Annotated in this window: 22 protein-coding genes, 1 tRNA gene and 1 pseudogene; 13 read left to right on the top strand and 11 right to left on the bottom strand. The window is 64.8% G+C overall.

Features of this window, described 5'->3' with window-relative positions; genetic code table 11:
- Positions 1-7 precede the first annotated feature (7 nt).
- The 4 genes from glp to MKK62_RS03455 all read left to right on the top strand — a co-directional run bounded on the left by glp (position 8) and on the right by MKK62_RS03455 (position 3,223).
- On the top strand, positions 8-1,303 hold the full coding sequence (gene glp / locus MKK62_RS03470; protein WP_240262397.1) for a molybdotransferase-like divisome protein Glp: 1,296 nt from the start codon (positions 8-10) through the stop codon (positions 1,301-1,303).
- Positions 1,304-1,324: 21 nt separating this feature from the next.
- A complete protein-coding gene (locus MKK62_RS03465) occupies positions 1,325-1,978 on the top strand; it encodes a GNAT family N-acetyltransferase (protein WP_240262398.1) in 654 nt (217 codons plus the stop codon).
- Between the two features lie 123 nt (positions 1,979-2,101).
- The gene (sepX, locus tag MKK62_RS03460; protein WP_240262399.1) at positions 2,102-3,106 is read left to right on the top strand and encodes a divisome protein SepX/GlpR; all 1,005 of its coding nucleotides are present in this window, start codon (positions 2,102-2,104) and stop codon (positions 3,104-3,106) included.
- A gap of 44 nt (positions 3,107-3,150) precedes the next feature.
- A tRNA-Ala gene (locus MKK62_RS03455) sits at positions 3,151-3,223 on the top strand.
- Between the two features lie 81 nt (positions 3,224-3,304).
- On the opposite strand, the gene MKK62_RS03450 is transcribed toward MKK62_RS03455, so the two are convergent.
- The 4 genes from MKK62_RS03450 to MKK62_RS03435 all read right to left on the bottom strand — a co-directional run bounded on the left by MKK62_RS03450 (position 3,305) and on the right by MKK62_RS03435 (position 5,732).
- Positions 3,305-3,925 (bottom strand): maleylpyruvate isomerase family mycothiol-dependent enzyme, encoded by a 621-nt coding sequence (locus MKK62_RS03450; RefSeq protein WP_240263842.1) that lies wholly within the window; start codon positions 3,923-3,925, stop codon positions 3,305-3,307.
- A gap of 20 nt (positions 3,926-3,945) precedes the next feature.
- Positions 3,946-4,434 (bottom strand): SRPBCC family protein, encoded by a 489-nt coding sequence (locus MKK62_RS03445; RefSeq protein ID WP_240262400.1) that lies wholly within the window; start codon positions 4,432-4,434, stop codon positions 3,946-3,948.
- An 11-nt stretch (positions 4,435-4,445) separates the two neighbouring features.
- Complete coding sequence (locus tag MKK62_RS03440) at positions 4,446-4,733, bottom strand: ArsR/SmtB family transcription factor (protein WP_240262401.1); 288 nt, start codon at positions 4,731-4,733, stop codon at positions 4,446-4,448.
- Between the two features lie 159 nt (positions 4,734-4,892).
- Entirely contained in the window at positions 4,893-5,732 is an 840-nt protein-coding gene (locus tag MKK62_RS03435; protein ID WP_240262402.1) for a helix-turn-helix transcriptional regulator, read from the bottom strand.
- Between the two features lie 121 nt (positions 5,733-5,853).
- Between MKK62_RS03435 and MKK62_RS03430 the strand changes: the two genes are divergently transcribed.
- Complete coding sequence (locus MKK62_RS03430; RefSeq protein ID WP_240262403.1) at positions 5,854-6,792, top strand: SDR family oxidoreductase; 939 nt, start codon at positions 5,854-5,856, stop codon at positions 6,790-6,792.
- Positions 6,793-6,817: 25 nt separating this feature from the next.
- Here MKK62_RS03430 and MKK62_RS03425 read toward each other — a convergent pair whose 3' ends face one another.
- Together MKK62_RS03425 and MKK62_RS03420 are read right to left on the bottom strand one after the other, a co-directional pair.
- Entirely contained in the window at positions 6,818-7,660 is an 843-nt protein-coding gene (locus MKK62_RS03425; RefSeq protein WP_240262404.1) for a fumarylacetoacetate hydrolase family protein, read from the bottom strand.
- 2 nt (positions 7,661-7,662) lie between these two features.
- The gene (locus MKK62_RS03420) at positions 7,663-8,100 is read right to left on the bottom strand and encodes a nuclear transport factor 2 family protein (RefSeq protein WP_240262405.1); all 438 of its coding nucleotides are present in this window, start codon (positions 8,098-8,100) and stop codon (positions 7,663-7,665) included.
- 126 nt (positions 8,101-8,226) lie between these two features.
- Between MKK62_RS03420 and MKK62_RS03415 the strand changes: the two genes are divergently transcribed.
- The 4 genes from MKK62_RS03415 to MKK62_RS03400 all read left to right on the top strand — a co-directional run bounded on the left by MKK62_RS03415 (position 8,227) and on the right by MKK62_RS03400 (position 10,385).
- Complete coding sequence (locus MKK62_RS03415; RefSeq protein WP_240262406.1) at positions 8,227-8,922, top strand: TetR/AcrR family transcriptional regulator; 696 nt, start codon at positions 8,227-8,229, stop codon at positions 8,920-8,922.
- A gap of 208 nt (positions 8,923-9,130) precedes the next feature.
- Entirely contained in the window at positions 9,131-9,691 is a 561-nt protein-coding gene (locus MKK62_RS03410) for a VOC family protein (RefSeq protein ID WP_240262407.1), read from the top strand.
- 133 nt (positions 9,692-9,824) lie between these two features.
- Positions 9,825-10,022 carry a hypothetical protein gene (locus MKK62_RS03405; RefSeq protein ID WP_240262408.1) on the top strand — a complete coding sequence of 66 codons (198 nt, stop codon included), beginning with the start codon at positions 9,825-9,827 and terminating at the stop codon, positions 10,020-10,022.
- A 6-nt stretch (positions 10,023-10,028) separates the two neighbouring features.
- Complete coding sequence (locus MKK62_RS03400; protein WP_240262409.1) at positions 10,029-10,385, top strand: STAS domain-containing protein; 357 nt, start codon at positions 10,029-10,031, stop codon at positions 10,383-10,385.
- Between the two features lie 24 nt (positions 10,386-10,409).
- Here MKK62_RS03400 and MKK62_RS03395 read toward each other — a convergent pair whose 3' ends face one another.
- Together MKK62_RS03395 and MKK62_RS03390 are read right to left on the bottom strand one after the other, a co-directional pair.
- Complete coding sequence (locus MKK62_RS03395) at positions 10,410-10,784, bottom strand: hypothetical protein (protein WP_240262410.1); 375 nt, start codon at positions 10,782-10,784, stop codon at positions 10,410-10,412.
- 29 nt (positions 10,785-10,813) lie between these two features.
- A complete protein-coding gene (locus tag MKK62_RS03390; protein WP_240262411.1) occupies positions 10,814-11,527 on the bottom strand; it encodes a GAF and ANTAR domain-containing protein in 714 nt (237 codons plus the stop codon).
- A gap of 256 nt (positions 11,528-11,783) precedes the next feature.
- On the opposite strand from MKK62_RS03390, the gene MKK62_RS03385 reads away from it, so the two are divergent.
- Together MKK62_RS03385 and MKK62_RS03380 are read left to right on the top strand one after the other, a co-directional pair.
- Positions 11,784-12,737 carry a helix-turn-helix transcriptional regulator gene (locus tag MKK62_RS03385; protein ID WP_240262412.1) on the top strand — a complete coding sequence of 318 codons (954 nt, stop codon included), beginning with the start codon at positions 11,784-11,786 and terminating at the stop codon, positions 12,735-12,737.
- A gap of 118 nt (positions 12,738-12,855) precedes the next feature.
- Positions 12,856-13,140 carry a hypothetical protein gene (locus MKK62_RS03380; RefSeq protein ID WP_240262413.1) on the top strand — a complete coding sequence of 95 codons (285 nt, stop codon included), beginning with the start codon at positions 12,856-12,858 and terminating at the stop codon, positions 13,138-13,140.
- A 76-nt stretch (positions 13,141-13,216) separates the two neighbouring features.
- On the opposite strand, the gene MKK62_RS03375 is transcribed toward MKK62_RS03380, so the two are convergent.
- Genes MKK62_RS03375 through MKK62_RS03365 form a run of 3 tightly spaced genes read right to left on the bottom strand, consistent with a single transcriptional unit; the run spans position 13,217 to position 14,982 of the window.
- On the bottom strand, positions 13,217-14,197 hold the full coding sequence (locus MKK62_RS03375) for a cation diffusion facilitator family transporter (RefSeq protein WP_240262414.1): 981 nt from the start codon (positions 14,195-14,197) through the stop codon (positions 13,217-13,219).
- Positions 14,194-14,595, bottom strand: a complete 402-nt coding sequence (locus tag MKK62_RS03370) for an ArsR/SmtB family transcription factor (protein WP_240262415.1) — start codon at positions 14,593-14,595, stop codon at positions 14,194-14,196. Before MKK62_RS03370 ends, MKK62_RS03375 begins: the two co-directional genes overlap by 4 nt.
- A gap of 27 nt (positions 14,596-14,622) precedes the next feature.
- Complete coding sequence (locus tag MKK62_RS03365; protein ID WP_240262416.1) at positions 14,623-14,982, bottom strand: Rv2640c family ArsR-like transcriptional regulator; 360 nt, start codon at positions 14,980-14,982, stop codon at positions 14,623-14,625.
- Between the two features lie 99 nt (positions 14,983-15,081).
- On the opposite strand from MKK62_RS03365, the gene MKK62_RS03360 reads away from it, so the two are divergent.
- Positions 15,082-15,537, top strand: a complete 456-nt coding sequence (locus MKK62_RS03360) for an ArsI/CadI family heavy metal resistance metalloenzyme (protein WP_240262417.1) — start codon at positions 15,082-15,084, stop codon at positions 15,535-15,537.
- Positions 15,498-16,577: pseudogene (gene arsB, locus MKK62_RS03355) on the top strand (ACR3 family arsenite efflux transporter); the annotation flags it as partial. The gene MKK62_RS03360 and the pseudogene arsB, both read left to right, overlap by 40 nt.
- Between the last annotated feature and the right edge of the window lies 1 nt (position 16,578).

The following is a 16,578-nucleotide window of genomic DNA, read 5'->3' as shown; positions in this document are numbered from 1 at the left end:
GCGCGCTGTGCGTTCGGTGGAAGAGCAACAGGCCCGGGTGACGGCCGCCGCGGTGGCGCCGAGACCGGTGCGGGTCGCCATCGCCGAGGCGCAAGGGCTGCTGTGCGCCGAAGAAGTGGTGACCGAACGCCCGCTGCCAGGATTCGACCAGGCCGCCATCGACGGATATGCGGTCCGCAGCGTCGACGTGCTCGGGGTAGGGGAGGCCAACCACGCTGACGACCAGATCGCCGACGACGATGACGCGACGGAGTCGTCGTCGGGTCGCGGCGGCGTGACGCTGCCGGTGATGGGCACCGTCGAGGCGGGCGCGCGCACGCCCAGCAGGCTGCAGCCCGGGCAAGCCGCGCGCGTGCAGACCGGAGCGCCGCTGCCGACGCTGGCCGATGCGGTGTTGCCGCTGCGCTGGACCGATGGCGGCCAGTCGAGGGTGCGGGTGTTGCGCGGTGTGCGGTCGGGCGCTTATGTGCGCCGTACCGGTGATGACGTGCAACCCGGCGATGTCGCCGTGCGGGCCGGGACGATCATCGGCGCGGCCCAGGTCGGTCTGCTCGCGGCGGTCGGGCGTGACCGCGTGCTGGTGCATCCTCGCCCGCGCGTGTCGGTGCTGGCGGTCGGCGGCGAGCTGGTCGACATCTCCCGCACACCGGGTAACGGGCAGGTCTACGACGTCAACTCCTACGCCTTGGCGGCGGCCGCCCGCGATGCAGGCGCCGAGGTGAACCGTGTCGGCATCGTCGGCAACGACGCCCGTGAGCTCGGCGAGGTGGTCGAGGGTCAGGTCAACCGCGCCGAGATCGTTGTGATCGCCGGTGCGGTGGGCGGCGCGGCGGCCGAGGCGGTGCGGTCGGTGCTGTCCAAGCTGGGGGAGATGGAGGTAACCCGGGTCGCCATGCATCCCGGCTCGGTGCAGGGCTTCGGCCAGCTGGGCCGCGACGGGGTGCCGACGTTTCTGTTGCCGGCCAACCCGGTCAGCGCCTTGGTGGTGTTCGAGGTGATGGTCCGGCCGCTGATTCGATTGTCACTGGGCAAGCGGCAGCCGATGCGCCGGATCGTGCAGGCCCGCACGCTGTCGCCGATCACCTCCGTCGCCGGACGTAAAGGCTTTTTGCGCGGCCAGTTGATGCGCGATCAGGACACCGGTGAATACCTGGTTCAGGCGTTGGGCGGAGCACCGGGAGCCTCCTCGCATTTGCTGGCGACGCTGGCTGAGGCAAACTGTCTGGTCGTGATCCCCCGTGAGGCCGAGCAAATCCGCACCGGCGAAATCGTCGACGTCGCGTTCTTGGCTCAGCGCGGCTGAGGGACGCGGCGGTTTCGGCTTGTGAGCCTGTGGCGCAACGACGCTCAGCATCCTGGCTGGCCCGGAGCTGTCGGCCCGTTGCGGGTGGAAGCCGGCGCGATCCGGCTCCGGCCGGTGCGACTGCGCGACGCCGCGCAATGGAGCCGGGCCCGGCTGGCCGACCGGCCCCATCTCGAGCCCTACGAACCCAGCACGGACGCCGATTGGATTGCGCGACACTCGATTTCGGCGTGGCCGGCGGTGTGCTCGAGTCTGCGCTCGGAAGCCCGCAAGGGTCGCATGCTGCCCTACGTCATCGAGTTGAACGGTGACTTCTGCGGGCAGTTGACGATCGGCAACGTCACGCACGGGGCGCTCCGGTCGGCCTGGATCGGCTACTGGGTGTGCAATGCGGTGACCGGTCGCGGCGTGGCCACCGGCGCATTGGCGCTCGGGCTGGACCACTGCTTCGGGCCGGTGCGATTGCACCGGGTTGAGGCGACCGTGCGGCCGGAGAACGCTGCGAGTCGGGCGGTGCTGGCGAAGGTCGGTTTCCGTGAGGAGGGACTGCTCAAGCGCTACCTCCAGGTGGACGGCGCCTGGCGCGACCACCTGCTGGTCGGGCTCACGATTGAAGAGGTATACGGGTCGGTGGTGTCGGCGCTGGTGCGCCAGGGCCGTGCGCGCTGGGCGTAACGCGTTTTCAACCCGTCAATAACTCGCGGCGTGTCGTGGTACAAACGTGACTTTTGTGACTAATGATGCTTGCCAGAGGGCGTCGTCACCCAGTCACGTCCGGCGGGAAAGGAGCGGGTCGCCATGCCAAGCATCCCGCAGTCATTGCTTTGGATCTCACTCGTGGTGCTCTGGCTGTTCGTGCTGGTCCCCATGCTGGTCAGTAAGCGCGACGCGGTGCGGCGCACCAGCGACGTCGCCTTGGCCACCCGGGTGCTCAACAACAGCACGGCGGCCCGGCTGATCAAGCGCGGCAAGCCTGCGGCGGGGCATCGCAGTAACCCCGACTGGAAGCCCGACGAAGACGAGTACGACGACGATCTCGACGACCACGACGCGGACGAGGCCGACGACGCCCCGCCTTCGCGCGTCCTTGCCACGGTTGCCGCGCCGCTGTCGGCCGAGGAGGCCGGTCCGGACTATCTCGACGTCGACGTGGTGGACCCGGATGCGGCCGCTTTGCCGGCGGCCGCCGCGGACAGCGACGACGACGCCCACCAGGGTGACGACACGGATACCGAGGTCGACCTGGCCGTGGAATACGACGACCGGGGCGAAGCGTTCGGCGACGACAGCGAGCAGTACGAGTACATCGACGACACCTCAGGGATTCCGGTCGCCGAGGAACACCCGCAGCGCACCGCGCCCGCCCACGACCGGCGGCATCGCTTCGACCCGGACAAGGCGGCCGCCCAAGCCACTCGTAAATACGCGGCCCGCAAGCGGGTGCTGTTGGTGATGGCCATGGCGCTGGTCCTCTCGGCGACGGCCGCGTTCCTGCTGACCTCGACCGCCTGGTGGTTCTTCGGCATGACGTCCGCGGTGACCGTGCTCTACCTGGGCTACCTGCGCAAGCAGACGCGGATCGAGGAGCGGGTGCGCCGGCGTCGGATGCAGCGGATGGCGCGCTCACAGCTTGGCGTCGAGAGCACCCACGACCGTGAATACGACGTGGTGCCGTCGCGGTTGCGGCGCCCCGGCGCGGTGGTTTTGGAGATCGATGACGAAGACCCGATGTTCGAGCACCTCGACTACGCCCCGTACGCGCGCGAATACAGCTGGGACTTGCCGCGGGCGGTCGGGCAGTAGCGTTTCGGCGGTCTCGCCTAGGGCTGGTAGCCTGCTAGCGGTCAGGGGCTATGGCGCAGTTGGTAGCGCGACTCGTTCGCATCGAGTAGGTCAGGGGTTCGATTCCCCTTAGCTCCACAGAGTTTGAGCAGTTCAGCCGTTGGCGTTTCGCGTGTTACCGCCTATCTGCTCGTGGCAGAGGATTACCGCGACTGATCGCTACCGATCCGATGAGGCATTGATGCGATTTGCCAGTGTCGGCTGTCCCGGCCCGGTCAATTCCATCGTCACCTGCTTGCGGCCTGTCATGGCCATCAGGAGTGCCTCGCCGGTTCCCCGAACTTCAGGTCCATCGCCGTGCTGCCATGCCACGTCGGTTGCTACGAGTCTGAGGCCCCGAATCCGCCGCCCCGCACCTAGACGCGGATTGCTGGGTACCAGTGGCAGTATCCGTTCAAGTCGATCTGCTGGCACTTTCCGCGGGTGCCCGAGTGCTCGCCGGATGTCTTGATGATGCACGGTGCCGTCCACCAGTCCGATCATGCCGCCAAACGCGGCGGTCAGACCGTGTGGACGTAGATGGCGATGGAGGAACTCCACCAACTCGTGCGGCGACATATGCGAGTACTCCTGCACGCCAACCTGATTCGCGTTGACGACGCGACCCTTCGCGAAACGCATCACGAGTCCAAGAGGGGTCAACTCCTCGTAGCTGACGATATGGGCGACAACGTCTTTGACAGTCCATTTGTGACACAGACTCGGTGCTTGCCACTCCTGCGGCGTGAGGGTTTCCAGGAATGCCGCAATTTCAACCCGCTCGTCGTAGGCCATATTCATTAGCGGCTTGCTTTGGGCGCTCACCGCGGTGCTCTCTTCGTCGCCAGTTCGCCGAAGCGGCGTAGATACAGCGGCCAGCCGGCGTCGCCGCCTATCCCGTCGGCCACTGCCGGCCAGCCAGAACCATGCCGGTCTAGGTGTCGATGTTCCAAATCGACCCGAGTGCGAGTGTCGGATTCAGCGATGAAGCGCACCTCGACTTCGCTGGTCTTGGCTGGGTCGGCTTCCAGCTGCCACGTCGGTCCGATGTCCCAGGAAAACACCACGCGAGAAGGCGGCTCATAGGCAAGCACACGCGCCCAACGGCACTCGCTTCCGTCGATTCCCACGTCGTAGATGTTTCCGCCCACTCTCGCCTCGAATATCGTCTTGGCAATCGGCACCGAAAGCAGGTTGTGTTCGCGTGGCTTAATGGCATCGAACTGCGAGACGAACAGCGCGAACGCTCGTTCGATGTCTGTGTTGACGGTAATGCTCTTTCGGATCGGTTCGACGCCTGATCGACTCATTTGCCCTCGCTTTATCCGTCGGCCAACATCTTGTAGGCATCCAAAGCCTTGTCCCAGAACACATCTAGCTCGGACCTCAAGGCAGCTACTCCATCGGGGTTGACGTGATACAGCCGCCGCGTACCGACTGCGCGGTCATTCACTAGTCCTGCGCACTTGAGCACCTTGAGGTGCTGCGACACCGCAGGCCGACTCACCGGCAGTTCGTTGGCAAGCTCGCCAACTGCCTTCGGACCAGCGGCAAGCCGCTTAAAGATCGTGCGGCGAGTGCCGTCGGCAAGCGCCGACCATGGATCCATGACTAGACAACTCACCACACTCGGTAAGTCTAGACTTACCGAGTCGCGGTTACCAGGGCCCGTGATGGGATGGGGGAACCGGTTCGGTGGGCGGCGTCTGCCCAGTACGGGCCAGCGCCTCTCCTCTTGGGGGTCGGGACGTCGGCACGTGTCACCGCGTCACGCCGACGACGGCGTACTGATCACCGACAGCAGTCGAAGCTTTTCGTGGGTTTCGCTACCCGGCACCGCCGTGTAGACCAAGAGCGCGTGCGACTCGTCGGGGTCCAACAGGGTCTGGCAGTTCAGTTCAAGGCGCCCGACCTCGGGGTGGTCGTACCGCTTGACTGCTCGCGGTTTGATGCCGACCTCATGTTCCTTCCATAGGCTGCGGAACTCTTCGCTCTGCGCGTCGAGCAGCTCAGCCAGCCGGGCGGCCGTGGATTCGGGTCCACGCAACGCGAGCACGCCGCGAAGGCCTGCGACGTACATCCGCGAGTAGAAGCCGTGATCTTCCGGCGGATACAGACAGCGGGCCGTCGGATCGGTAAACCATCGATATCCGATGCTCCGCGACGGGCCGCTGTGCCGGCTGGAGTCGCCGACGAGCGCGATGCCGAGCGGAGTCTGTCGCAGTGTCTCGCCCAGTTCGGTGACGATCTCCGCCGGGGTGTCGGTGAGCCTGTCGAAGATCCGTAGCATCCCGGGGCTGATGTGATCGGTGCCGGACCCGCGAGGCGGCGGTTGGTGCCCGGCGAGGCGAAAGAGATGATCGCGCTCATCTCGGGACAGGTGCAACCCTTGCGCGATCGAGGCGATCATCTGACCCGACGGCTGCGGGCCGCGCTCCTGCTCGAGTCGCGAGTAGTAATCCGTCGACATGTGGCACAGGGCGGCGACTTCTTCGCGACGCAGGCCCACCGTCCTTCTGCGCTGCCCTCGCGGCAGTCCGACGTCTTCTGGCTGTAATGCCTCACGACGGCGGAGCAGGAATTCGGCCAGTCCGGGTCGGTCGATCATGTGTTGCATCCTGCCCCGATGGTCCAGTGGCAACCACGGACAGTCAGTCAGTGGATGACGTCAGCAACTTCGGGAAACCTTGGGCGATACCGACTAGACGTCAACCAATGGAGTGAAAGAGATGCCACGCAGGCAGTACGACATCGCAATCGCCGATCTCTCCGGAAAGCGCGCGCTAGTCACGGGTGCCAGCGACGGGCTTGGGCTGCGCATCGCTGCGCGGCTCGTCGGTGCGGGCGCCGAGGTCGTCATGCCAGTTCGCAATTCGACCAAGGGCGAGGCGGCCGTCGCGCAGATTTGCGAACAGCATCCCGGGGCGAGGGTCTACCTGGAGTCGCTCGACCTGTCCTCGCTGGCGTCGATCGGGGCTCTCGGTGACAAGCTGCGCGCCCAGGGCGCCCCCATTCACATCCTGATCAACAACGCAGGGGTAATGACGCCGCCCGACCGGCAGAGCACGGTGGACGGCTTCGAGTTGCAGTTCGGCACGAACCACCTCGGCCACTTCGCCCTCACGGCCCACCTGTTGCCCTTGTTGAGTGCCGGCCGGGCTCGCGTGACCTCGCAAACCAGCATCGCGGCGCGGAGCGGCGCGATCAATTGGGCCGACCTTCAGTGGGCGGAGACCTACGACGGCATGCGCGCCTATCGACAGTCCAAGATCGCGGTCGGCCTGTTCGGTTTGGAGCTCAGTCGTCGCAGCAAGGCGGCGGGATGGGGTATTACCAGCAACATCGCCCACCCGGGAGTCGCGCCGACGAGTCTTTTGGCCGCACGCCCGGAGGTCGGACGGACCAGGGACACCGTGGGCGTCCGGGTCATTCGGGTCCTCTCGGCGCGAGGCCTCATCGTGGGGACTGTCGACAGCGCGAATCTCCCGGCGTTGATGGCCGCCACCTCGCCCGATGCTGAGGACGGCGGTTTCTACGGGCCCACATGGCTCGGCAACGCCGGGGGGCCGCCCGGTGTGCAGAAATTATGGGGGCCGCTACGCGACACCGACAGCGCGTCGCGTTTGTGGGCGTTGTCGGAGAACCTTTCCGGCATCTCCTTCGGGTGACGTCGCCACGGCCACCTGGATTTCCTCAGCCGGAAACCACGTTGCGGATGACGCCGATACCGCCGACTTCCACTTCGACCACATCGCCGGCCACCAGGAACCGCCCCTCGGCGAGGCCCACCCCTGACGGAGTCCCTGTCAAAATGACGTCGCCACAGGCCAATTCGGCCTGATGGGAAATTCCCTCGACAATCCGGGCAAAGTCGAAAATCATGTCGGACGTCGAACTGTGTTGGCGTTGCTCGCCATTGACGCGAGTGGTAATCGCCAATTCGGCGCCGTCGCGGACTTCGTCGGCGGACACGATGCACGGACCGAGGGGCTTGAACGTCGGGAACGACTTGGCGCGGATCACCTCGCCGACGTCGACGAGTTGCCCGTCGCGCATCCCCCGTTCTTGAATGTCGCGGGCGGATACGTCGTTGGCAACGCACAATCCGGCGATATGGTCCCATCCGTAACCCGGCGCCAGAGCGTGACACGAAGCGCCGACCACGATGGCGATTTCACCTTCGTAGTCGACGCGGCTGGGCGCCGCCTCGGGCAGCGTGATCGGCTGGTGCGGCGTCGCAATCGCCGTGGCGGGGATGGGCAGTCCGATCGGGGCAGCCGGCGCCGAGGCGCCGATTTCGGCCACGTGGCTGTGATAGTTCAGCCCCAGCAGGTAGATCGTCGACCGCAGCGACACCGGCGCTTCGAGCGTCGCGTCGGCCAGCGGTAGTCGCTGCCGGACTGGCGTGCTTGCCGGATCAACGCCGGGCTCTGCGAGCAGTGCCGCGATCGTCAGGTCGGCGGGCAGATCGAGCAGGACCAACCCGTCGCCTTCGCCGCGGGCGATCCCCTCGGACGTCTGATAGAGCCGTGTCATGATCACCGTCCTCCAGCCAGCGTGGTGGCGAAGCGACGCGAGAACCGCCATCTCCCAACGGAATCACGCACGAATTCATCCTCGAGCACCGTGATCGCGCGGGCTGTCAGTTCATCGGCGCCGCCGAGGACGAACACGCACAGCAGCGATTGAGCGATAGCTTCGTCGGCGCCAGTCCGGTGAAACACGATGTTTGTGACCTGGTGTCGCGTCTTGCGTTCCACGTCAGCCTGGCGTGCGGCCATCACGAACTCGAGCTGCTCCCGGCCCTTGATCGAATGTTCGGGAGAGCCCATCTCACCGTCCTCGGTGAACAGGTCCACATTCTCGGTCGCTACGCCGGAGTCGATGTTCTTCGCAAACGAGTGGATCAACATCTGACAGGCGAGCTCAGCACCGACCTGCGCGGCGGTGGGTTCGGTCCCTGGTAATTCAGGCACGCCTTGCTCCTCCGCGTTTCGACGTTGTGGACCGACCCAGTTGTAGCTTAAATTTGACTCTAAGTCAAAGTGCTGTCGCCGACCGGCCTGCGCATGAAACGCCTGCTCAACTGCTACCGTAGTCGAGTGAACAGCAAGCCATCGGCGAAGAAGCGCCCGGCGAGCGCGGCTTCGGAATCTCCGTCCGCCGACATGGCCCATCGGAGCAGAACAGGCAGGGTCGACCGCCGCCAGCAACTCACCGACGCGGCGCTACGGCTGTTCTCCAGCCGCCCCTACGACGAGGTGTTCATCGACGACATTGCGGCCGAGGCGGGCGTCGCGCACGGCCTGTTGTCGTACTACTTCGGCGGCAAACGGGGCATCTACCTAGCCGCGCTGGAGGCCGTACAGGCCGACCTCGCGGTGCTCACCACGCCGCTGCGCTCGGATGGCAGCACGACGGCCCAAATTAAGGGAATGGCACGCCGCCACTTCGAGTACTTCCGCGCGCACCCGCACCTGATGCTCGGCCTGCTGAACTCAGCGCCCACCGACGCCCAGACCCGGGCAATACTGTCCGCCAACCAGGCGTCGGGAGCCAATGCGCTGCTGAAACTCCTGGACCTGCCCACCGAACCGCCACCGGCGCTGGAAACCGCGCTGCGGGGCTGCATGGGATTTCTGGACGCCATCACGGTGCATTGGCTCACCCACGGTGCGCAAACAGACGTGGCTCTTCTCGTGGACATGCTCTACGACGTCGCGCTCGCCGCGATCGCCAGCGCAGTCGGCCATGACGAGGCCCTGACGATCCTCGAGCCGCCGTCGGCGGCCAGTTGACGCACGTGAGGTCGTCCCGGACCTGACTCTCGACTCCGCGCGGGAATCCGCCGTGGCGAAGCTCAGCAAACATGATGCCAACTCTCGGGAGCACGCATGGCGTGGCCTCGGCAGTAGCCTGTACTTGACTTGAAGTCAAAATGTTGAGACCCTCGGTCTATGCCGATGCGACCCGCATCGCTCATTCACTCGCTGCGAGGAGCCAGTCATGCCGGCGCCGCAAAAATTGGCCCACATCGTGTTGGCATCAAGCCAACGAGACGCAATGCGGGACTGGTATTGCAAGGTTCTCGGTGCGACGGTGCAATTCGAGAACGAAGTGCTGTGCTTCTTGGCCTACGACGACGAGCACCACCGCATCGCCATTGGACAGATTCCCGGACTGCACAAGCCGCCACCGGGCTCCACAGGTCTTCAGCACGTGGCATTCACCCACGGTGACCTGGCCGATCTCCTCCAGACCTTCGATGACCTGAGCGGCGAAGGCATTCACCCGATCTGGTGCGTCAACCACGGGACGACGACGTCGATCTACTACGCCGACCCGGACGAGAACTGGGTGGAACTGCAAGTCGATAATTTCGCCACCGTCGAGGAAGGCAACGACTACATGCGATCGGATCGGTTCGCCGCTAACCCGATCGGCGTGCAATTCAACCCCAGCGCGTACCTGACGCGGCTGCGCGCCGGAGAGAGCCCCGCTGATCTGCTCGCCGAGCTCGCGCTCGTGAACGGTGAACCCGTCGGTCCACCCCTCGCGACACCGTGACCGCCCGTTTCGTTTCATGAACAGCCCCGTAACCCTTGTCGCAGAAGTGCTGAGGCCGTTACACTTTCGGCACGGGCGCTGAGGACGAGCCGCCGTCTGTCTGTGCGGATCTCGCGTAGTGAAGGAACGCCCGATGAGAGAACCCGAGTCGTCCTCCTACGAGGATTTGCTGCCAGCGCTCGCCTTGCTGGACGTTGCACGCGCCGTACGGGTCGATCGACCAACAGATGCCGCTATCGCCAACGCCTGCAACGCTTTTGAAGCCCACGAGGTCCAGCAAGGCGCGCACCGGCCAACGGCTCGCGCACGCCTCGTCGAAGTGGCCATGTGAGCAATCGTGCTTGCCGACGGCTCGATCAAGACCGACGTCGAGACGCTTGGCGACGTCACCGTGCTCTCGGCGGCCGGCGAGATCGACTTGCTGACCTGCCCCGCCTTCAAACAAGCCATTTTCGATGTCCTCGCCGGCAATCCGGCTGCTCTGGTCATCGATCTGACCGAGGTGAGCTTCTTCAGCAGCGCTGGCGTCAGCAGCCTGGTGGCCGCCCGTGAAGCCATGGGTGACGATTCACCGTTCGCGGTTGTACCCGCCACGTCAATCGTGGGCCGCATACTCGAGATCGCCGGACTGACCGACTTCTTGTCAGTTCAAGAAACGCGTGAGGCGGCGCTCATGGCGGTGCAAGCGCGGTGAGTCGCCCAGTCGGGAACGAGGGCGTTACCCCCCGTCCGTAATCTCGTCGGCTGCCGCCTCCTCCCGCTTCTGGTCGGCATATCTGCGGTCCTCCTCAGCCGCTCGACGGTGAAACCGGGCAGATTCTTCTTGCCGCTCGGTGCCAGCGGCGATGCGTTGGACGGTCCCCTCTTCCACCTCGGCGAGTTCGGCGTGCATCGAGGCGGACCGGTCGAAACTCTCCGCCGCCGAGCGCGCCGCCCGCGCGGCGCTCAACCGGGCGGCTTCCACCTTGCGATCGGTCTGTTCGACATCGTGCTCGGTCGGGGATTGGGTAGCGGCCTCGTCGTGCTGCACGCGCATTTGCGCCGCGCGCCGCGCTGCCTCAACGCCTCGTGATCCAGGATCGTCGGCCACCATTTCGTGAGTGTCCTCCTCGGCAGGGCGTTCTAGTCGGCCTTGGGCCTGGACTCGCGCCGTTCGGCCTCGACCACTTCGGCGGCTATGCGCGCCAATGGCGTGTTCGACGACTGCGACAGTCGCTTGAGTAGGTGGAACGCTTGCGTGGCGTCTACCTCGAATCGCTCCATGATCATTCCCTTGGCTTGGCCGATGATGTCCCGCGACTTCAGGGCTTCGTGGAATTGCTCGTCGCGCCGCGCAAGCGTCCAGGCGATGGACACGTAAGACGCGTAGCGCAGGGCCGACTCCGTCATCCCGACATCGAACGCATTCGGCTTCTCCGCATAGACATTCAGCGCGTACCTACGCTTTGAATCGCCGCCCAGCGCGATGCTGAGCACTGACCGGACCGGCGTGCGATCGGTGACCGCGCGACTGTAGTCGGGCCAGCGCTGATCGTGCTCGACATCGTCTATGCGGACGACGTCCTCGTGTGTCGCCGCCGACAGGCAGGGCCCGGCGCCACACTGAGCTTGTATCTCGTTGAGCGCCGCGGGAATCGCGCCCGTCGCCGATTCGGTGGCCACTTCGCCGCGAGCCGAGACCGTGACACTCGCGTGTTCGGCTGGCGGCAGAAACCGGACGACGCCTGCGGTCAATTCAGCCAGCACATCTTTCGCGCTGAGACGCTCTTGCTGATAGAGACGACAGACGAATTCAGACATCTCGAGGTCGAGGCTTGCGGGGCTGTCGCTGCTCATCGAGTTCCCTTCCGCCGCTCACCCCACTGGACCCATGGGATGGACGATGACGTGCTGTACCCGTCCCTGCCAACAGCAACGACGGATTGTCGATACCGTTCGCATGCCGGACATCCGCTTTCGCATCGAGCACTATCCGCCCACGGGGGTGGGAGATCAATGCAAGATGGGCTACGCTGAGCGCCTGTTCGTATACTGGACAGCCTGCGGCTCAGCCGGGATGCCTTGAGTAGCTCCCCCGTGCGAAGGCCAATCCATGACCGTACTTCTCGATACCACTGATCTCGGCGAAGCCGAGCAGATACTCAGTGCCAGCTGTGCAAGACAACGACACAGCGCGCCTGCCGAAGCGTTGACTGGCGCGCGAGTGGTCCGCTCGCAGATCGGGTCCCTGATTGTCGACGACATCGAGTTCAGCTACGACTTGAGCACCGAGCCCGAGCCGCTGGCCGACATCGTGCTGCGTCGCGTTCACTCCGGATTCATCGCGCAGCAGTTTCCCGAACGGCTCGGTGAAAAGGTTGCCCTCGACGAAGTGACCGCTGTCGGTGCGCGCAACGGATTTCCTTCCAGTGCACGAGTTTTCAAGGCCCGATATGACGCACTCACCGTCAGCCGCAGTGTCCTGCGGAGGGTAGCGGTACCCGCGGTGATCGAGGAACTCACGTCGAAGCAATCGCAGAGCACGATCAGTATTTCGCCCGCGGCCAACGATCACCTCGTCAAGACGATCGACTACGTGCGCAAAGGAGTCATGCGTGACCCGTTCGCCGCGCAGAACCCTTTGATCATCAGCGCAGTCGAAGATTACTTGGCAGCAACAGTACTGGCGGCCTTCCCTGATGCGGCGCTGCACGACAGCGGCCTCGACGATCACGGTGACGGCACGCCGTCGCTTCTTCGCCGCGCCATCGCGTTCATCGATGACCACGCTCACCGCGACATCTCTGTGGTCGACATCGCCGAGTCGATCTACGTGACACCCAGGGCGTTGCAATACATGTTCCGCAGGCATCGCGACTGCACGCCGATGGAATACCTGCGTCGCGTCCGCCTGCATCATGCGCATCTGGAGCTCGTCGCCGCCGATCGGCACCGCACCACCGTCGGTCAGGTCGCGGCCCGATGGGGCTTCGGGCACCTGGGGCGATTCGCCGTGTACTACCGCGCCCAGTACGGACAGAGCCCCCACGTGACTTTGCGTGAATGAAGCCGTCGTCGGCTCGTTTGTCTTGAGGCAGGGTGGGTAACACGTCTGGTGAATGAGGGCGCTGAGACGGGTAGTCGTCCTGCCGCGCGCAGACAGCTTCAGTTGGGAGAAGCGCCCCATGAGATATGACGATCCGCCGTTGCCGTATCCAAACTTGGTACGAGCGTTCAATGCGGCCATCAGCAGTGTGCTGGCGGGGGCGGTGCTGCCGCCGATATCCGCGATGTTCGATCCGCCCCTGACGCTTGCGCTGCTGGATGTCGCGTATGCCGCGCGCGAGGAGCGACCAACCCAATACCTGGTCGCCCGCGCATGTGCGGCATTCGCGACGTATGCCGCAGACCAGGATGTGCGGCAGGCGCCGCAGGGCGCTCGGTTGCGCCACATCGAGGCGAATATCTAGCCGCGGTGCTGCCGGCGCGGTTCCTCCTCAGAACGCTGTGCGTTCTGCATCGTCACCGCGGTGCTGCCGGCGCGCCTTACCCGGGTTCGTGCGCGGGATAGGCGTGAATCAGCGCACTCGCGAGCTTCGGTAGGACGTGCGTCAGCTCGTGCTCACTGTCGTGCGCAATGCGGTGCGCTGCAGCCAAACTCAGCGCCGGGTCGATGTCCAGTTCGGCGTCGGCGTGGAGGCGGTGCCCGATCCAGCGCAGCCGCACGCTGTGCACGGAACGCACGCCCTGGTGGCCGGCCAAGACGGCTTCGGCGGTGTCGACGAGATGCGGATCGACACCGTCGATGAGGCGACGGAACACATCGCGCACCGCGGTGCGCAACACGGCCAGGATGGCCGCGGTGATGACTAGTCCGACAATCGGATCCGCGAGCGGGAAACCCAGTGCGACACCTCCAGCGCCGACGAGTACGGCCAGCGATGTGAATCCGTCGGTGCGGGCATGTAGACCGTCGGCGACCAAAGCTGCTGAGCCGATTCGCCTTCCGATCCTGATGCGATAGAGCGCCACCCATTCGTTGCCGACGAAACCGGCCAGCCCGGCCAAAGCTACCCAGCCCAGGTTGGCAATCGGCTGCGGGTGGACGAGTCGTTGCACGGCCTCGTAACCGGCGATGATTGCCGACATCGTGATCATCGCGACCACAAACAGGCCCGCTAGGTCCTCGACCCGACCGAACCCGTAGGTATAGCGGCGGGTTGCGGCTTTCGTGCTGAGCGCGAACGCGATCCAGAGCGGAACAGCGGTCAGTGCGTCGGAGAGATTGTGAATGGTGTCCGCGGCCAACGCGATCGATCCTGAGACGACGACAATGGCGAGCTGCGCGACGGACGTCGCGGCGAGCACCAGCAAGCTGATCTTCACCGCGCGGATGCCCGCGGCGCTGGATTCCAGCGCGCTGTCGACGCTGTCCGCGGAATCATGCGAGTGCGGCGCGAAGATCTCTTTGACCGCCTCCCGCAGCCCGTGCGAGTGGCCGTGGTCGTGCGAATGAGTATGCGTCATCGTCGAGTTACCTTGTGCTGGATGCCGTCTCGAGACATGGCCCGCACGGCGCCGTCACCGCGATGGTGTGCGGGCACGCCGGGCCCGGCATGCTCGGCGTTGAATACCGCGTCGGCGACCAACTGGCTGACGTGTTCGTTTTCCAGGCTGTAGAAGATCGTCGTTCCGTCGCGCCGGGTGCGGACCAACCGGGCCATCCGTAGCTTGGCCAGATGCTGCGACACCGAAGGCGCGGGTTTACTGACCCGCTCGGCCAATTCGGTGACCGAGAGCTCCCCGCCGGTCAACGCCCACAGGACTCTGACGCGGGTGGGGTCGGCCAGCATCCGAAAGACTTCGACGATCAGATTCACTTCGTCGTCGGGGATCGACGCGGGAACGTCATTACTTGCGTTCATACGCAGATATTAGCTTACGGAGCTACCTCACCTGCAGCAGTTCGGATCGAGAACTGCGCACAGGGCCGTCAGGGATTCGCGGCGGGGTCGGTGGTAGACGTTCATTCCCCGGCGCTCGGATTCGACGATGCCGGCGCGTCGGAGTTGTGAAAGATGATGACTCACGGTCGATTCGGCCACTCCGACATTTGCGGCCAAATCGCAACTGCACAGCTCGCCGGCCTCAGAGCTGAACAACAGCGACACAAGCTTGACCCGTACCGGGTCGGCGAGGGCCTTGAGGCGCAGGGCGATGTCCAGCGCTGCGGTGTCGTCCAGCGGCCCGGCTGCGACCGGTGAGCAACACAGCGGGGCTGAGATATCGACCTTCGGTAGCGTCTTCGGCACAAGTCACATAGTGCCATAGCTTCTTGACATATATCGAAGAGGTGGCAGGATCGCATCCATCGGACAGTTCGATATATGCCGCAAAGGTAGGGAGGCCCAGTGTCCCGCGCACAACTCGCTCTCAATGTCGACGACCTCGACGAGGCGATTGCCTTCTACTCCACGCTGTTCGGGAGGCCGCCCAGCAAGGTCAAGCCCGGCTACGCGAACTTCGCGGTGGCCGATCCGCCGCTGAAGCTGGTGTTGATCCAAAACCGCGGCCAGGGAGGAACTCTCAATCACCTCGGCATTGAAGTCGACTCCAGCGGCGCCGTCCGTGAGGAGATCGCCCGGCTGTCCGACGCGGGCATGTTCACCGAAGAGGAGATCGGAACGACATGCTGCTTTGCCGTCCAGGACAAGGTGTGGGTGACCGGCGCCGACGGCGAACGGTGGGAGGTCTACACGGTGCTCGCCGACTCCGAGACGTTCGATACCGAGCGACGGGGTGATGACAATCCGGACGCCGACGACCGATGCTGCGCAGTAGCTGCCACCCCGGACGCGGATTCGTGACGCACACAGCGCAGCGTCTGTCGCTGCTGGATCGCTTCCTGCCGGTGTGGATCGGTGCGGCGATGGCCGCCGGACTGCTGGCGGGCCACTGGTTCCCGGGCCTGAACCGGATCCTGGATCAGGTTGTGATACTTGGTGTTTCGCTTCCGATTGCTGCAGGCCTGCTCGTGATGATGTACCCGGTGCTGGCCAAGGTCCGTTACGACCGACTCGACTCTGTGACCAGTGACCGCAGACTCCTGCTGAGTTCTCTACTGCTGAACTGGGTCATCGGTCCCGCGTTGATGTTCGCGCTGGCCTGGCTGTTGCTCGCCGATTTGCCCGAGTATCGGACCGGATTGATCATCGTCGGCCTGGCCCGCTGCATTGCCATGGTGATCATCTGGAACGACCTCGCTTGCGGTGACCGCGAAGCGGCCGCGGTCCTCGTCGCGCTCAATTCGATCTTCCAGGTGGTCATGTTCGCCGCGCTTGGCTGGTTCTATCTTTCGGTGCTTCCGGGCTGGCTCGGGTTGCCGCAGACCAGCATCAGCACGTCTCCGTGGCAGATCGCGAGGTCGGTCGTCATCTTCCTGGGCATCCCGCTGGTCGCCGGATACCTCTCGCGACGTTTCGGTGAGCAGGCGAAGGGCCGAATATGGTACGAGACAACGTTTCTGCCGAAGATCGGCCCGTGGGCCCTCTGCGGGCTACTGTTCACCATCGTGGTCCTCTTCGCCCTGCAGGGCGATCGGATCATTAGCCGTCCGTTTGATGTCGCGCGGATAGCGTTGCCGCTGCTGGCCTACTTCGCCATCATGTGGGGCGGCGGCTACATGCTGGGCGCGATACTCGGTTTGGGCTATCGACGCACGACGACGCTGGCATTTACCGCCGCCGGCAACAACTTCGAACTTGCCATCGCGGTCGCGATCGCCACCTACGGCGCCTCGTCCGGGCAGGCGCTGGCCGGTGTGGTCGGGCCACTGATCGAGGTGCCGGTGCTGGTCGCTTTGGTCTACGTGTCACTGTTACTGCGCCGACGATTCGCGCCGGGACCCG

The sequence above is a fragment of the Mycobacterium paraterrae genome (assembly GCF_022430545.2).
Taxonomy (GTDB): Bacteria; Actinomycetota; Actinomycetes; order Mycobacteriales; family Mycobacteriaceae; genus Mycobacterium; species Mycobacterium paraterrae.
Note: the sequence above shows the minus strand (reverse complement) of the source record. Positions and strands in the feature narration are given on the sequence as shown.

Excerpts from the sequence above, each read along its gene's own strand:
- sepX (WP_240262399.1), top strand. The coding sequence starts at position 2,102 with ATGCCAAGCATCCCGCAGTCATTGCTTTGGATCTCACTCGTGGTGCTC.
- MKK62_RS03450 (WP_240263842.1), bottom strand. The coding sequence starts at position 3,925 with ATGAATATGGCCTACGACGAGCGGGTTGAAATTGCGGCATTCCTGGAA.
- MKK62_RS03445 (WP_240262400.1), bottom strand. The coding sequence starts at position 4,434 with ATGAGTCGATCAGGCGTCGAACCGATCCGAAAGAGCATTACCGTCAAC.
- MKK62_RS03440 (WP_240262401.1), bottom strand. The coding sequence starts at position 4,733 with ATGGATCCATGGTCGGCGCTTGCCGACGGCACTCGCCGCACGATCTTT.
- MKK62_RS03435 (WP_240262402.1), bottom strand. The coding sequence starts at position 5,732 with ATGATCGACCGACCCGGACTGGCCGAATTCCTGCTCCGCCGTCGTGAG.
- MKK62_RS03430 (WP_240262403.1), top strand. The coding sequence starts at position 5,854 with ATGCCACGCAGGCAGTACGACATCGCAATCGCCGATCTCTCCGGAAAG.
- MKK62_RS03425 (WP_240262404.1), bottom strand. The coding sequence starts at position 7,660 with ATGACACGGCTCTATCAGACGTCCGAGGGGATCGCCCGCGGCGAAGGC.
- MKK62_RS03410 (WP_240262407.1), top strand. The coding sequence starts at position 9,131 with ATGCCGGCGCCGCAAAAATTGGCCCACATCGTGTTGGCATCAAGCCAA.
- MKK62_RS03405 (WP_240262408.1), top strand. The coding sequence starts at position 9,825 with ATGAGAGAACCCGAGTCGTCCTCCTACGAGGATTTGCTGCCAGCGCTC.
- MKK62_RS03395 (WP_240262410.1), bottom strand. The coding sequence starts at position 10,784 with ATGGTGGCCGACGATCCTGGATCACGAGGCGTTGAGGCAGCGCGGCGC.
- MKK62_RS03390 (WP_240262411.1), bottom strand. The coding sequence starts at position 11,527 with ATGAGCAGCGACAGCCCCGCAAGCCTCGACCTCGAGATGTCTGAATTC.
- MKK62_RS03385 (WP_240262412.1), top strand. The coding sequence starts at position 11,784 with ATGACCGTACTTCTCGATACCACTGATCTCGGCGAAGCCGAGCAGATA.
- MKK62_RS03380 (WP_240262413.1), top strand. The coding sequence starts at position 12,856 with ATGAGATATGACGATCCGCCGTTGCCGTATCCAAACTTGGTACGAGCG.
- MKK62_RS03375 (WP_240262414.1), bottom strand. The coding sequence starts at position 14,197 with ATGACGCATACTCATTCGCACGACCACGGCCACTCGCACGGGCTGCGG.
- MKK62_RS03370 (WP_240262415.1), bottom strand. The coding sequence starts at position 14,595 with ATGAACGCAAGTAATGACGTTCCCGCGTCGATCCCCGACGACGAAGTG.